The organism is Kitasatospora sp. NPDC056273, assembly GCF_042268845.1.
In the GTDB taxonomy this organism is placed as follows: Bacteria; Actinomycetota; Actinomycetes; order Streptomycetales; family Streptomycetaceae; genus Kitasatospora.
Genome location: NZ_JBHJSJ010000051.1, coordinates 53,262 through 67,235, shown reverse-complemented (window position 1 = coordinate 67,235; position 13,974 = coordinate 53,262). Strand labels below are relative to the sequence as shown.

The 13,974-nt window shown below is 73.7% G+C and carries 9 protein-coding genes; 1 reads left to right on the top strand and 8 read right to left on the bottom strand.

Annotation, left to right across the window (positions count from 1 at the left end; all coding sequences use genetic code 11):
• Positions 1-1,468, top strand: a 1,468-nt coding sequence (locus tag ACFCY1_RS32675; RefSeq protein WP_375876925.1) for a polymorphic toxin-type HINT domain-containing protein, incomplete at its 5' end; no start/stop codon positions are given.
• Positions 1,469-1,928: 460 nt separating this feature from the next.
• Here ACFCY1_RS32675 and ACFCY1_RS32670 read toward each other — a convergent pair.
• The 8 genes from ACFCY1_RS32670 to ACFCY1_RS32635 all read right to left on the bottom strand — a co-directional run bounded on the left by ACFCY1_RS32670 (position 1,929) and on the right by ACFCY1_RS32635 (position 13,929).
• Complete coding sequence (locus ACFCY1_RS32670) at positions 1,929-2,831, bottom strand: phosphotransferase family protein (RefSeq protein ID WP_375876924.1); 903 nt, start codon at positions 2,829-2,831, stop codon at positions 1,929-1,931.
• The gene (locus ACFCY1_RS32665; protein ID WP_375876922.1) at positions 2,828-4,114 is read right to left on the bottom strand and encodes an MFS transporter; all 1,287 of its coding nucleotides are present in this window, start codon (positions 4,112-4,114) and stop codon (positions 2,828-2,830) included. The genes ACFCY1_RS32670 and ACFCY1_RS32665 overlap by 4 nt, the downstream gene beginning before the upstream one ends.
• Positions 4,111-6,702, bottom strand: a complete 2,592-nt coding sequence (locus ACFCY1_RS32660; RefSeq protein WP_375876921.1) for a lantibiotic dehydratase — start codon at positions 6,700-6,702, stop codon at positions 4,111-4,113. Before ACFCY1_RS32660 ends, ACFCY1_RS32665 begins: the two co-directional genes overlap by 4 nt.
• Positions 6,699-7,643: a PHP domain-containing protein gene (locus tag ACFCY1_RS32655; protein ID WP_375876920.1), complete on the bottom strand. Its 945-nt coding sequence runs from the start codon at positions 7,641-7,643 to the stop codon at positions 6,699-6,701. Before ACFCY1_RS32655 ends, ACFCY1_RS32660 begins: the two co-directional genes overlap by 4 nt.
• Positions 7,644-7,767: 124 nt before the next feature.
• Entirely contained in the window at positions 7,768-8,820 is a 1,053-nt protein-coding gene (locus tag ACFCY1_RS32650; protein WP_375876919.1) for a hypothetical protein, read from the bottom strand.
• Positions 8,817-9,911 carry an arginase family protein gene (locus ACFCY1_RS32645; protein WP_074004064.1) on the bottom strand — a complete coding sequence of 365 codons (1,095 nt, stop codon included), beginning with the start codon at positions 9,909-9,911 and terminating at the stop codon, positions 8,817-8,819. Before ACFCY1_RS32645 ends, ACFCY1_RS32650 begins: the two co-directional genes overlap by 4 nt.
• Position 9,912: 1 nt before the next feature.
• On the bottom strand, positions 9,913-11,283 hold the full coding sequence (locus tag ACFCY1_RS32640) for a radical SAM protein (RefSeq protein ID WP_074004065.1): 1,371 nt from the start codon (positions 11,281-11,283) through the stop codon (positions 9,913-9,915).
• A 48-nt stretch (positions 11,284-11,331) separates the two neighbouring features.
• A complete protein-coding gene (locus tag ACFCY1_RS32635; protein WP_375876917.1) occupies positions 11,332-13,929 on the bottom strand; it encodes a lantibiotic dehydratase in 2,598 nt (865 codons plus the stop codon).
• Positions 13,930-13,974: the final 45 nt, after the last annotated feature.

Here is a 13,974-nt window from a genome sequence, read left to right as displayed (position 1 = left end):
CAAGGCCGCCGCGGCCGCGAAGACCGCCAACGCCGCCAAGGCCTCCGCCAACCGCGACGCCGCCAAGGCCGTCTACTCCGCCAACCAGGCCGAGAATTCGGCCCGGCAGGCCCGATGGTCGGCGGCGGACGCCAACGAGTCCGCGAGTGCTGCCCGTGCTTCCGCCGAGGCTGCGGGCAAGGACGCCCAGGCCGCCCAGACCGCCGCCGACGACGCCCATGCCAACTACCAGGTCAAGTACGACGCTGAGGAGAAGGCCCGGCTCGCCAAGCTGGAGGCGGAGCGCAAGGAGGCCGAGAAGCAGGCCCAGGCCGAAAAGCAGAAGCAGGACTCGATCGCCGCGCTCGAGGAGGAGATCAAGAAGGCGAAGGAGGACAGCGACAACGTCAGCTACCTCTACCACCTGTTCTCCGAGAGCGTCCACCTGACCCTGGACGTCATCGGCGGCGCGGGCGGCGTTATCGCCCCCGGCCTCGCCGACGTCGCCGACCTCATCAACTGCGCCTACTACGCCGTCGAGGGCCGCACCGCCGACGCGCTCACCTCCTGCATCGGCGCGATCCCCTTCATCGGCGACGGTGCCGCCGTCGCCAAACTCGCCCAGTGGGCCAAGAAGTTCGGGTCCTGGGGCGAGAAGGCCGTCGAGTTCATCAAGAAGCTCGTCAACCGGCTCCCTCCGTCGTGCCCCCGACTCCGGATGAACAGTTTCCCGGCCGGCACCCACGTCCTGATGGCGGACGGATCCACTCGTAGGATCGAGACCGTCAAGGCAGGGGACAAGGTTCTCGCCACCGACCCCACGACCGGAGTGACTGGACCCCGTCGGGTCTCCGCGGCCATCTATACCCCGGACGACCGTGGCTTCACCGACATCTCGCTGGGCTCCGGAAAGTCCCTGACCAGCACCGATCACCACCCCTTCTGGTCCGAGAGCCAGAAGCAGTGGATCGACGCCGTGGACCTCAGGGTCGGCGACGAACTGCGCGACCCGGCCGGACGGCCCCAGCGCATCGAGGCCGTCCGGCATCGGAGCACGCTCCAGCCCGCCTACAACCTCACCGTCGACGACCTCCACACGTACTACGTACTGGCGGGCGGCGTGCCGGTCCTGGTCCACAACGACAACGCCTGGCAGGTGCCGGACGATTTCGTCATCATTCGCGGCGGGCAGAGCCCGATGCCGGATTCTGGTGTCGAATTCTCCGGTTCAATGGGTAGTTCGGTGAACGAAGCTGGCGCCGGCGTCCCGCATGGTAGCCTTCGCGCAACGACGGCCGGCGCAATTCGGGCGGCCGGCGGTACTGTGGTGTACGCGCCCGAGCCGATCGCCGGCGCGGGCTCTCCGCTCAACTACAACCACGTGAACGTCACGCTCGGAAGCAGTGATCCGTTCGGTGCCATTGAGTCCAATCCTGTGCCGAAGGCCGGCCGGCTGGCTCCTGACGCGCTCGGAGTTCCGCGGTGCTGACCAGGTAGACCACCAGCCGAGAGGGGTGCTGATGCCCAGAGTCGCACCATGGGGTCCGGGCGATACCACCGGCGGACCCGTGGACGAGATATTCGCTGCTTTGCGAGAGGCTTTCTCGGGCCTTCGAGTCGAACGATTGTCGGCTGCTCGCGCCAGTGACGACGAAAATGTCTGGTTTATTTCCCGGAAGGAAGGTGTAGAATTGCAGTTGGATTCTGCACCGAATGGCGAGCCGCCCTTTCTGCTTGAATCCGAGAGTGCGAGGGATCGGGCGGACGGGGTTGGTCCAGCCATAGAGATCCTGACTGGATGGTTGAGCGCCTGAATCGCGCCCGAGGGTCCCACCGCGAAACCTCGCGGTGGGACCCTCGGGCGTTTTTCGGTAACAGCGGAGGCCTATGCCTGGTGGGGGCAGCCGGCGGTGCTCCGCCGGCTGCCCGCGGTTCCACCGGTGGCGCCGTTACAGGCGGCTGAGGCGCTCGGCGAGGGCGCGGGCGTGGGTGGCGGCGGTGGGGCCGCGGGTGGGGTCGGGGGCTTCGGAGAGGAAGACCAGGGCGAGCATCAGGGCGGCGTCGAGGCGGCAGGCGAGGAGGGTGGGGTCGTCCTCGGGGGGGACGGGGGCGAGGGTGGCGTAGCCGGTGCGGAGGGCGGGGAGGTCGAGGTCGTTCTCGGGGTAGCGGGCGTATTCGGCGAGGCGGCCGAACTCGAGGGCGGGGGTGCCGAGGAGGGCGTTGGACCAGTCCAGGAGGGCGGTGGTGCGGCCCTGGTGGCGGCGGATGTTGGAGCTGCGGACGTCGAGGTGGAGGAGGCTGGTCCCGGTGAGGGGGGAGAGGTGCCGGGCGAGCAGGTCGGGGGCCGGGGGCTCGGGCCAGTCGGCGACGAGGCGGGCGAGTTCGGCCCAGCGGCGGCCTATCCGGGTGGTGAGGACCTCGGCGGTGGTGCCGCCCTCGGCGGCGACGGGGTGCAGTGGCGGCGGGGGTGCCTGGTGGAGCCGGGCGAGGAGCCGGCCGAGGGCGTGGGAGTCGAGCGGGGTGCCGTCGTCGGGGACGTAGTCGGAGAGCAGCACGTCGGGGGAGTCGGGGTCGTCGGCGAGGACGAGTTCCCGGGCGCGGGCGACGGGCAGGCCGTGTTCGGCCAGGTGCCGGGCGATGGCGTGCTCCTGGACGAGCAGGGCGCGGGTGTCCACGTGCGGGTCGTTGGCGTTGGAGTCGAAGCGGTGGTGCGCGAGCCGTACGGCGACCGGTTCGCCGTCCCGGGCCCGGGCCCGGAAGACGGTGAACTCCAGTCCCTTGCCGACGAGTTCCAGGCCGCTCAGGCCCCACTGTCCGGCCAGTCGGTCCAGTACGGCGAAACGCTCACTCATGGTGCATCCTCGGTGGTCTTGCGACGGTCGGTCACCCTGCTGTCCCTCAGCAGGGCGTAGGCGATCGGCAGGCAGGTCAGCAGGGTGACCACGCCGCCGAGGGCGAAGGCGGCGCGCGGCCCGGCCGAGGCGCTCACCCGGCCGAAGACCAGCGCGCCGAGGGGCATGGTGCCCCAGGCGAAGAGCCGGTAGACGCCGGTGGCCCGGCCGAGCATCCGGTCCGGGATGATCGTCTGGCGCAGGGAGACGGCGACGACGTTCCAGACCATCAGGGCGAAGCCGGTGACGCCGTAGGCGACGGCGACCACGGGGACCCGGTCGGTGGCGGCCACCGCCAGGCCGGCGGCGCCCATCAGGGCCAGGTTGCCGACCAGCGCGGGGGCCCGGCCGAGGGCCTTGCTGAGCCGGCCGGCGACCGCGCCGCCGATCACGCCGCCGACCGCCCCGGCGGCCAGCAGCGCCCCGTACGCGGCGTCCGGGAGTTCCAGCACCTCGCGGACCAGGATCACGAAGACGGCGATCTGGCCCAGGTAGACGGCGTTGATGACCCCGGCGGAGACGGTCAGGGCACGCAGCAGCGGATCGCGGAGGACGAAGGCGACTCCCTCGCGGATGTCGGCCAGCAGGCGGGGTTTCCCGGCGCCCGGCCCGGGTTCGGCGGCAGGCCCGGATTCAGGCCCGGATTCAGGCCCGGACTCGGGCACCGGCCCGCGCACGCCGCGCAGCAGCAGCGCGGAGGCCAGGAAGGAGACCGCGTCGATCACCAGCGGGACGGCCCGGCCGACCGTGAACAGCACGCCGCCGACGACCTGCCCGAGCAGGTCGCGGCCGACGGTCTGGACGGCGAAGAGCCGGCCGTTCGCCGACTCCAGCCGGTCCTTGGGCACGACGCTCGGCAGCAGCGCGAAGGACGCGCAGTCGAACAGCACCTCGCCGACGCCCAGCAGGAACGCGGAGGTGAGCAGCGGCCAGAAGGTCAGCCGGTCGGCGGCGAGCAGCAGGACGGTGAGGACCAGCACCGCGGCGCGCAGCAGGTCGGCGAGGACCATCAGCAGGCGCCGCTCGAAGCGGTCGGCGTACGCCCCGGCGGGCAGGGCGAACAGCAGCCAGGGCACCGTGGTCGCGGCGGTGACGGCGGACACCTGGAAGGCGTCGTCCAGCACCGCGGTGGACAGCAGCGGCAGCGCGGCGAAGCGCATGCCGTCGCCGACCGCGGAGGAGGCGGCGGCGCCGAGGACCCGGTGGTAGCCGGAGGAGGGGCGGACGGCGGTGTCGGTGCTCACCCGCGCGGCTCCGCGGCGGGGTTCCCGGCCGAGAAGACGGCGCAGCGCAGTTCGCTGGTGTACCGCCGGCCGTCCACGTCCAGCCAGCGCTGGTCGGGGGCGGGCAGCATCTCGGAGACCTCCAGGGTGCCCTTGGCTCGGGCGGCCAGCCGGCCCAGCTGCCGGACCAGCAGCGGGGACTCCCAGTCGACGTAGACCGGCTTGGGCTCGCCGGGGACCTTGACGAAGACGTGCCGGGGCAGCCGGTGCTCGGCGCGCAGCCGGCAGGCGGCGACGAACAGCGCGGCGTCGTCCCGGCCGGTCTGGCGGCCGAAGGCGGCGGTGTCGCGCAGCCGGGCGGCGGGGATGCGCCAGGTCTCGCGCTGCAGCACGACGCGGCCGCAGCGGATGCGCGGGATGTGCGCCAGGTCGGGGGCGTCCAGTCCGGCGCCGCCGAAGTGGCGGGGGAAGGCGAACGGGGAGAGCGGGTCCTGCCGGATGCTCGGGCCGCCGGCCGGGGGCGCCATCAGGCGCAGCCGGCCCTCGACGCCGTGGGCGCGCAGCTCCAGCCGGCCGTCGCGCAGCACCAGGTAGAGCTGGGAGGGCTGCAGCACCCGGTCGCGGGACTGCGCGGAGCGGCCGTAGACCTCCAGGTCGTGGCAGGGGTAGACGAGTTGGGTGGAGGACTTGTCGGGGTGGCCGCGGGACAGGTTGGCGAGCACCTCGTCGTCGGCGAGCAGGGACTGGTAGCCGCGGTACACCTCGGAGAGCAGTTCGGGGGTGTGCTCCTGGATCAGCGGGCCGAAGCTGGTGTGGGTGATGACCTCCCGCACCGCGTGGCAGTCGCCGATGACGGCGGTGAACCGGCCCTCGGCCAGGTCCTCCCGGCTCCGCGCGGCGAACAGGATGTCCGGGTCGCAGACGGCGGGCGGGCTGCTCGGCTGGGCGGCGAGGACGGCGGCCATCCGTTCCCGGTCGACCACGACCTCGGAGCGGTCCGGGTCGGTGGCGGCCTCGCCGAGCAGGGCGGCGCCGATCTCCCGGTCCAGTTCGGCGAGTTCGGCCTCGACGGCGAGGCACTCGCGGGCGATGGCGTCGCGGTCGCGGAAGAACTCGGCGTAGAGGACGTCCAGCGGGATCTCCACGCCGGGGCCGAACCGGTCGGCCACCCACCGGGTGAGGATGACCAGTTCGCGCCGCATCCGCAGGCGCGGGCCGGCCAGCACGGTCTCGTACACGATGGACAGTTCGTCGGTGATGAAGCGGGCGAGGTCCGGGCCGACGGTCAGGTCGGCGGGGCGGCCGCGGGCCTCCTCGAACAGGATGCTGCGGTCGGCGTAGTGCAGGCCGCTGTTGCGGTTGGCGGGGCCGCCGGTCAGCTGCTCGAACCGGGCCTTGCTCTCGGCGAGCGCGGCCGCGCGTTCGGGCAGCGGCAGGGCGGCGAAGCGGGTCAGGTCGGCCTCGAAGCCGTCGATCGCGGTGAGCAGCGGGTCGGCCAGCGGGGCGGGGGCGGCGAGCAGTTGCTCGCGCAGGGCGGCCAGCGGCCGGTGGTCGCCGATCGGGATCTCGAACTCGACGACCACCCATTCGCGCTCGGCGAGTCCGGCGAGCACCTCGTCGAAGGGGACGGGGCAGCGCTGCTCGTCCTGCCAGGCCTGCCGCAGTTCGCTCAGGGTGCGTTCGCCGTCGCAGTGCTGCCACAGCCAGGCCTCGTACGGTTCGACCGGGCGCCCGCCGAGGTGCTGGAAGTCCCAGTCGGTGTCCAGGCCGTCGCGGGTGGTGAAGGCGTAGAGGTCGATCCGGCCGTCGCGCAGGAAGGACAGCGGGCGGCGCCGGGGGCGGGCGTGGTCGAGCAGGCCGGGGACGGCGGCGGCGCTCTGGGCGAGCTTCTCCGCGGCCCAGTGGCTGAACAGCGCGCGCCGTTCCAGCTCCCGCTCGCCGGACCAGGTGATGCCGGGGGCGGTGCCGACCCGGCCGGGGGTGAAGGGGCCGAAGTGCGAGTGGGTCTCGTTCTTGGTGGTGACCCGCTGGAGGTACATGGTGAGCAGGTCGGTCATCTTGCGGGTGCGCCGCCCGGTCGCGCCGTCGTGGGCGTCGAGCCAGGCGGCGAAGGTGGGGTAGGCGGAGTCGTTGGAGAGCAGCAGGACCTGCCGCAGCCGTTCGTCGCCGAATGCCTCGACGACGGCGGCCCCGGCCCGGTCAAGGCGGTCCTGGTGCCGGGCGGCGAACCGGGTCTGCTCCTCGGCGAAGTGCCGGGCGGCGTCCTGGTAGGCGCGCAGGACGGCGGCCTCCTCGGCGGGCACGGCGGCGGCCGCGGCGGCCAGCTCGGGCTCGGGGACGGGCAGCAGGAACCCGGCGGGGGAGGACAGCCGGGCAGCGCCGGGCACCGGGTGGCGGCGCAGGGCGGCCTTGAACGCGTCGGCCAGCTCCTTCAGCCGCTGCCCGTGGGCGACGAGCTCCCGGGCCTCCTCGGCGGCGGCCGGGTCGGCCAGGGGCGCGAGCAGCTCCATCGGGAAGCCGGCCTGGCGGAGCACGACGACCGGCGCGAGCTGCCAGGGGACGCGCACCCCGGGCTCGGCGGCGGTCCGGGGATCGTTGACGGTGGTCACGGCCTCACCTGGGGGATCGAGTGGACGGGCGGACGGCGGTCGTGCAGGGCGTCCAGGACGGCGAGCGGGTCGGCGGGGAGCGCGGGCAGCAGGCCGGGGCTCGGCGCCCAGGGCTTGACCCGCACCCCGTGGTAGTCGGACCCGGCGGTGGCGACCAGGCCGAGCCGCCCGGCCGCCTCGGCGAGCCGGGCGCTGTCGGCCGGGGTGTGCCAGCTGGTCCACACCTCCAGTCCGGCCAGGCCGGCCGCCCGCAGCGGCGCCAGCAGTTCGGCGCACCGCGGGGCGTCCAGGTCGGCGGTGTGCGGGCCGGGGTGGGCGAGGACGGCGACGCCGCCCGCCCGCTCGATCCAGGACAGCACGTCCACCAGGTCGGGGTTGACGGGGTGTTCGACGTGCAGCGGCCGGCCCGGGCGGCACCAGTCGGCGATGAGGCGGGCGAACCGGTCGTCGCCGTCGGCGTACGGGGCGAACCGGGGGTCGTCCCCGGCGGCCTCCAGCAGCAGGGCCAGGTAGTCGTTGACGTAGGCCACCCGGTCGCCGCCGAGGCGCCGTTCGACGTCGGCCCGGGCGATCGGCACGCCGAGGGCGTGCGCCCGGTCGGTCCAGGTGCGCCACCAGGCGAGTTCGGCGTCGTGGAGGCGTCCGATCCGCCGCCGGAACGCCTCGTCGCCGGGGTCGACGAAGTAGGCGAGGCAGTGGGTCTCCTCGCCGCGCCAGGTGGTGGTGATCTCGCAGGCCGGGACGACGGTGAGGCGCCCGGCGGCGGCCCGCTCGAAGGCGGCGACGCCCGCGAGGGTGTTGTGGTCCGTCACGGCGGCCACCCGCAGCCCGGCCTCGACGCACCGCCTCGCCAGGTCGGCCGGCGCCTCGTCCCCGTCCGAGTGCCGGGTGTGCAGGTGCAGGTCGACCGGGGTGGCCAGGGTCGCGGGCGCCCCCCGCATCAGCGGGACCTCCACGCCGACCGGGATCCCCGCGCCGACCGGAATCCCCGCGTCGGCCGGGATCCCCGCGTCGGCAGGGCCCCGCGCGCCGGCCGGGCCCCCCGCACCGGCAGGCTCCTCCGCATCAGCGGGCCCCGGGCAGGGTGCGCCGCCAGGAGGCGGCCAGCCAGCGCTCGTACTCGGGGCCGGACGGCTCGTCCACGACCAGGCAGAGCGGCTCGATGATCCGCCCCGCGCCGCCGGCCAGGCCGCCGTGCAGCATGGTCAGGTTGTGGCCGAGCAGCAGGTCGCAGTGCTCGCCCGGGGCGAGCACCTCCCAGCGGCGGCGGAACCGCGCCCAGGTCAGGCCGGTGGCCATGAGCAGCTGGTGGCAGAAGAGCCGGGCCGCCTCGCCCCGGCACTCGCCGCAGGCGCACTCGCGGGCCAGCGGCACGGCGGCGGGGTAGCGCCGCCGCTCCTCCTTGGACAGGTCCGCCTCGCTGTGGTGGAAGGACAGGCCGTGCCAGAACGTCTCCTCCAGCCCGAGCATGGCGCCCACCGACGGGTAGGCGCAACCGTGTTCGGGCTGGCGCTCCAGGCCGCGGCGCAGGTTGCCGCCGAGCCAGCGGGCCGCGCCGGCCACGGGGTCGTCGCCCCGGTCGATGCCGCGCCGCTCCAGCACCTCGTCGATCACGCCGAGCCAGTCGTAGTACGTGGTGACGCTCAGCCCCTCGCCGACCTCGGGCAGGAAGATGCCCTGGTACATCTTGTGCGCGGCGGTGGTGGTGTACCCGGAGTCGCCGTAGGTGCGCTGGGCCGGGTCCCAGTCGGGGGCGTCCTGGAGGCTGGGCGTCAGGTACGAGCAGTGCTGGCCGTCGTGGTGGGGCAGCAGGGTCCGGGTGGTGTAGCCCTCGGGGACGTAGGTCTGCTGCGCCTTGTCGACCTCCAGCCGCATCCGGGCGGGGGCGCCGCGGGCGATCAGCGCGGTGCGGACGCGCTCGACGATGCCGGTGGACAGCCGGCGGCTCTCCTCGACCCCGAGTCGCAGCCGGCCGATCCGGAAGACGGCGTAGCCGGTCCGGTGGATGACCTCGACGGCTCCGGCGGCGAGGGCGTCCAGCGCCCGCTCGCGCTCGGCGGGGGCCCCGGAGACCAGCGGGGTACAGTCGAACTGCGCTTCGTGGGGCGTGAATCTCACCGGTGCTCCAGGGGTGCGGAGGGGGTGCCGGGGGCCCAGGGCGCGAGTTCGGCCGGGGCGACCTCGGTGCGGAACAGGAACTCGAAGAGCAGCCGGGCGGCGATCTGCGCGGTGCCGCCGGACGGGTCGTAGCGGGGCGCGATCTCGGCGATGTCGACGGCGCCGACGGGCAGCGCCCGCAGCTCCTCGTAGACGTCGAGGAGGTCGCCGATGCCGATGCCGCCCATGGTGACGTGCCCGGTGCCGGTCGCCGCGGCGCTGTCGAGCACGTCGATGTCGAGGGAGACGTAGACGGTGTCGCAGCGCGAGCCGAGCTCCTCGATGACGGGGCGCAGGGCCGCGGCGGCGCCGTCCCGGGTGATCAGGGAGCCGGGGACGACGTGGAAGCCGCTGTCCAGCAGGCCGCGGAACTGGTCGTACTTGGTCACGTCCCCGACCCCGACGAAGGCGATGTCCTCCGGGCGCATCTGCGGGATCTCGCTGATCCGGCGGGAGTTGGAGCCGTGGTAGAGCGGCCCGTGCAGGGTGCTCCAGTTGCCGAAGTCGAAGTGGTGGTCGATGTTGATGAACCCCACCCGGCCGGCGCCGCGGTCCAGCCGGCCGGCGCGGAAGCCGGCGAAGGTGGGGAAGGTGCAGGAGTGGTCGCCGTTGAGGAAGATCAGCCGCGGGGCGTTCTGGCTGAGCCGGCGGCTCTCGGCGGCGACGGCCTGGAAGGTCTTGACGGTGTCCGTCGGGTAGATGTGGAGGTCTCCGGCGTCCGCGACGCGGGGCGCGTGGTAGCGGAAGGTCTGCCCGGTGCGGGTGTCCAGCATCCGCCACTGGCCGAGGCTGGTGAGGTAGCTGGAGAAGACCAGGCTGGCCTGGCGGACCGCCCGCGGCCCCTCGGCGGCGCCGGGCCGGGAGCTGGCGGTGGCGTCGTAGGGCACGCCGGACACCACCCAGCCCGTCTCGCCCACGTCCACCTGGTCGGCGGTGGTGGTGGGGGCGCCGAAGAGGGTGCCGACGCCGGCCCAGCCGGGCAGCGGGTCCTGCTCGAAGTCCTCCGGCTTGACGCTGGTGCGGAGGGCCTCGAAGTCGGGGAGCTCGGTCATGTCAGTTCTCCTGCGCGGCGGGCGTGACGGACAGGCCGGGGACGGCGGAGGCCGGGGCGGCGGGCAGCGGGTCGCGGATGATGGCGTGCGCCGCGGCGATCTTCTCCTGGAACAGGTCCCAGCTGTCCTCGGGGGACAGGTGCCGGGGCCGGTAGACGACCGGGGCGTCCTCCCGCCAGTCCGCGAAGTCCCAGTTGAAGATGCGCTCGCGCAGCCTGGGGAAGTCCGGGGTGAGCGGGTACGGGACGAAGTTGTAGAGGTTGAAGAGCCACAGCGCCGATTCGTTCTCCCGCATCCAGCTGACGGTCTGGCCGTGCGCGGCCTCCGTCTCCTCGTCCAGGCCGCCCATCATGTTGAGGACGATCTTCAGCCCGGCGTCGCTGAGTTGACGGATCTTCGAAGTGTAGTCGTCCAGGCCGCGGGAGAGCTTGTTGAGGCGCTTGAGCATCTGCGAGTCGGCCGACTCGAAGCCGAGCTCCACGGCGACGACGCCGAGTTCGAGCATGGCCTCGACGATCCACTCCTTCACCTGCATCACGTGGGTCTGCACGATGAAGCGGTAGCCGGGGCGGTCGCGGAAGACGTCCAGCAGGTTGCCGACGGCCTCGCGGGACTGGCCGAAGGTCTTGTCGCCGATGTAGAAGAGCCGGGTGTCGGGGAACCGGCTGGTCAGCTCGTCGACCTCCTGGGCGAGCGCGTCCTTGGCGACCAGGGTGAGCTGCTTGCTCCAGGCGTCGCCGCAGAACGAGCACTGGTACAGGCAGCCGTGGCTGGCGTTGAGCCGCAGCAGCGGGACCCGGCCCTGGTAGCCGCCGAGGTGGCGGTAGTCCGGTGCCCAGGTGATCCGGTCGGACACCAGCCCGGGCAGCAGCGGCTTCTCCAGGCTGCCGCCGGACCCGGAGGCGAGTTCGACGAGCCGGCGCACGAAGGTGGCGTCGAGCTGGCCGCGGTGCACGGCGTGCACGGCGCCGTCGGGGGCGAGCGGGGCCATGTTGCCGCCGAGGACGACGCGCCGGCCGGCGTGCTCCAGCCGCTTGGCCACCTCCAGCGCGAGCCGGAGGTTCTGGGCGAGCGGGGACATCAGGACCAGGTCGCCGGGGGCGGTCGCCTCCAGCAGCGGCTCGGCGCAGTGCTCCGGCTCGGCCGGGGTCCTGGACAGGTCGCGGAAGACGGAGTCCAGGCCCGCGGTGTTCAGCAGGGCGGTCAGGTGGGCGACCCAGAGCGGCATCTCCCACAGGCCGTCGGTCGGGATGAAGTACTCGGGCAGCATGGCCCGGAAGCGCCGGTCGTAGTCGTCGTAGTAGCGGGCGAGGTTCGGGTCGGGGTCGTGGCTGGAGGGGAAGGGCAACTGGACGATGCAGCTCTTGGTCATGGCGGTGCCTTCGGTCGGTGAGGGCGTGGGGTCCTCGACGTGGAGCACTCAGTGGGGACGGCGCGAGAAGACCGCACAGCGCAGCTCGCTGGTGTGACGTTCTCCGTCGATGTCGAGCCAGAGGTGCTCCGGGGCGGGGAGCATTTCGCTGAACTCCAGAGCGGCGGCCGTCTTCCGGGCGAGCCGGAAGACCTGCCGGACGATGAGGGGGGATTCCCAGTCGACGTAGACCGGTTTCGGCTCGCCGGGGATCTTCAGGAAGCCGCGGCGCGGCAGGCCGAGTTCGCGGCGCAGCCGGCGGGCGGCGGCGAACTCCGGGGCGTCGCCCTTGGAGCGGTGGACGCCGGGGCTCCAGCCGCGCAGGGCCTCGGCGGGGACGCGCCAGCGCTCCCGGTGCAGCACGATCCGGCCGCAGCGGATGCGGGGCACGTGGTCGCGGTCCCGGTCGCGGACGCCGACGCCGCCGAAGTGGCGGGGGAAGGCGAACGGGGAGAGCGGGTCCTGGCGGATGCTGGGGCCGCCCGCCAGCGGGGCGAGCAGCTTGAGCCGGCCGGCCAGTCCGTGGGCGCGCAGCTCCAGCCGGTCGGCGGTGGCCACCAGGTACAGCGCGCCGGGCTGGAGGACGTCGCCGCGGGCCTTCGGGGAGAGCCCGTACACCTCCAGGTCCGGGCAGGGGTAGGTGAGTTGGGCGCCGGTCTTGTCGGGGTGCGAGCGGGAGAGGTCGACCAGCACCTCGTCCTCGTCGAGCAGCCCCCGGTAGCGGTCGTGGACCGCGTCGAGGAGTTCGGGCGCCTCGGCCTGGAGCATCGAGGCGAAGCTGGAGTGGGTGAGCGCCTCGCGGACGGCGTGGCAGTCCCCGACGACGGCGAGGAAGTCGCCGCGGCCGATCGCGGCGGCGTCCGGCGCGGCGAGCATGACGTCCGGGTTGCACAGCGCGGGCGGGGTGTCGGGGTGGCGGGCGAGCAGCTCCTCCAGCCGGGCCCGGTCGACGACGCTCTCGGAGCGGCCGTCCTCGGCGCCGTCCAGCAGCAGGTCGACGACCTCCCGGTCGAGCGCCGCGATCTCCCGGTCCACCTCCGCGCACTCGGCGGCGAGCAGCGGCTTGTCGGCGAAGAAGGCGGCGTAGAAGTCCGGCAGCGGTACGGGCGTGCCGGTGCCGAAGCGCCGTGCCGTCCAGCGGTGCAGGATGTCGAGCTCGCGTCGGACGCGCAGCCGGGGGACGAGCAGCGTCAGGTCGTAGACCACGGACAGCTCGCGGCCGATCAGGGCGGCGACGTCGGGGCCGAGGACGACGTCCCTGAGCGGGCTGTACGCCTCCTCGTAGAGGATGCTCCGGTCCGCGTAGTGCCGGCCCTCGGAGCGGTTGGCGGCGGAGCCGGTGACCTCCTCGAAGGCCTGCTTGAGTTCGCCGAGCAGGGCCGCGCGCCGCTCCGTCGGGCCCTCCGCGAAGCGGCGCAGACCGTCCTGGAAGCGGCGCACCACGGCGAGGTCGGGGGAGTCGTCGGCGAGCTGTCCGGCGAGTTCGCGCAGCACGTCGGTGGCGCCGATCGGGATCTCCCGGCGGCCGATCAGCCAGTCCTGGTCGACGAGTTCGGCGAGCACCCGGTCGAAGTCGCGGTCGGCCGGGCGGTCCGGGCGGTCGGCCCAGGCGGCGCGCAGCCAGGCGACCGTGCGCTCGCCGTCGCAGTGCTCCCAGAGCCAGGACCGGTCGGCGTCGAAGGTGTCGGCCTTCACCGCGACGAAGCGCCAGCCGTCCGGCATGCCGGTGGTGCTCTCGAACGCGTACAGCCGGACGACGGGGCCCTCGGCGAAGGCGAGGGGCCGCCGGCGGGGGCGCACCGCCTCGAAGGCCTCCGGCCGGGCGCTGAAGACCTCGGCCATCGCCTCGCCCGCCCAGTGGCTGAGCAGGGCGATCCGGCGCAGCGGGCCGGTGGACCAGCCGACGCCGGGGGCGGCGCCCTCCGGTGCGGTCCGGGCGACGGCGAGGGGGCCGAAGTGCGAGTGGGTCTCGTTCTTGGTGGTGACCCGCTGGAGGTACATGGCGAGCAGGTCGGTCATCCGCTTGACGTGGCCGTCCGACCCGGCGCCGCCGGAGGCGAGCCAGGCGGTGAACTCATCGAAGCGGGCGTCGTTGGACAGCAGCAGGACCTGCTGGAGGGAGGGTTCGCGGAACAGGTCCACGACGGTCCGGCGGGCGTCGGCGAGGGCGGCGCCGTGCTCCCGCTCGAAGGCCTCCCAGTGGCCGTCCAGGGCCTGCACCGCGTCCTGGTAGCGCTTGGCCGAGTCCAGGGCGGCCGGGCCGAGTTCGGCTTCGAGCCGGGCGAGGTCGGCGGGCGGGAAGGGGCGGAGCATGCCGACGCCGGAGGCGAGGTCGCCCCGGGTGCCGGCCCGCTCGGCGCGCAGGTCGGCCTTCAACCGCCGCCCCAGCTCTACGGCTTCGTCCCGCAGGTCGAGGACGGCGTCGGCGGCCCGGGCGGTCGAGGGGGCGACGACGCGGTCCAGCAGCGAGAGCGGGTAGCCCGCGTGGCGCAGCATCGCGACCGGGGTGAGGGACCACCCCGGGCCGCCGTCCGCCCCGGTGGTCGGGGTGCGGTCGCCTCCCGTCGGAGGTCGTGCGCCGTCCGGACGCGGCTTCGGCTCGTCCATGATCGCCCCCTTGTGGCTGACTTGATCACGACAGTTCGTGACCAT

Coding starts and splice junctions, on each gene's coding strand:
- ACFCY1_RS32670 (WP_375876924.1), bottom strand. CDS start 2,831: ATGAGTGAGCGTTTCGCCGTACTGGACCGACTGGCCGGACAGTGGGGC.
- ACFCY1_RS32655 (WP_375876920.1), bottom strand. CDS start 7,643: ATGCGGGGGGCGCCCGCGACCCTGGCCACCCCGGTCGACCTGCACCTG.
- ACFCY1_RS32645 (WP_074004064.1), bottom strand. CDS start 9,911: ATGACCGAGCTCCCCGACTTCGAGGCCCTCCGCACCAGCGTCAAGCCG.
- ACFCY1_RS32640 (WP_074004065.1), bottom strand. CDS start 11,283: ATGACCAAGAGCTGCATCGTCCAGTTGCCCTTCCCCTCCAGCCACGAC.
- ACFCY1_RS32635 (WP_375876917.1), bottom strand. CDS start 13,929: ATGGACGAGCCGAAGCCGCGTCCGGACGGCGCACGACCTCCGACGGGA.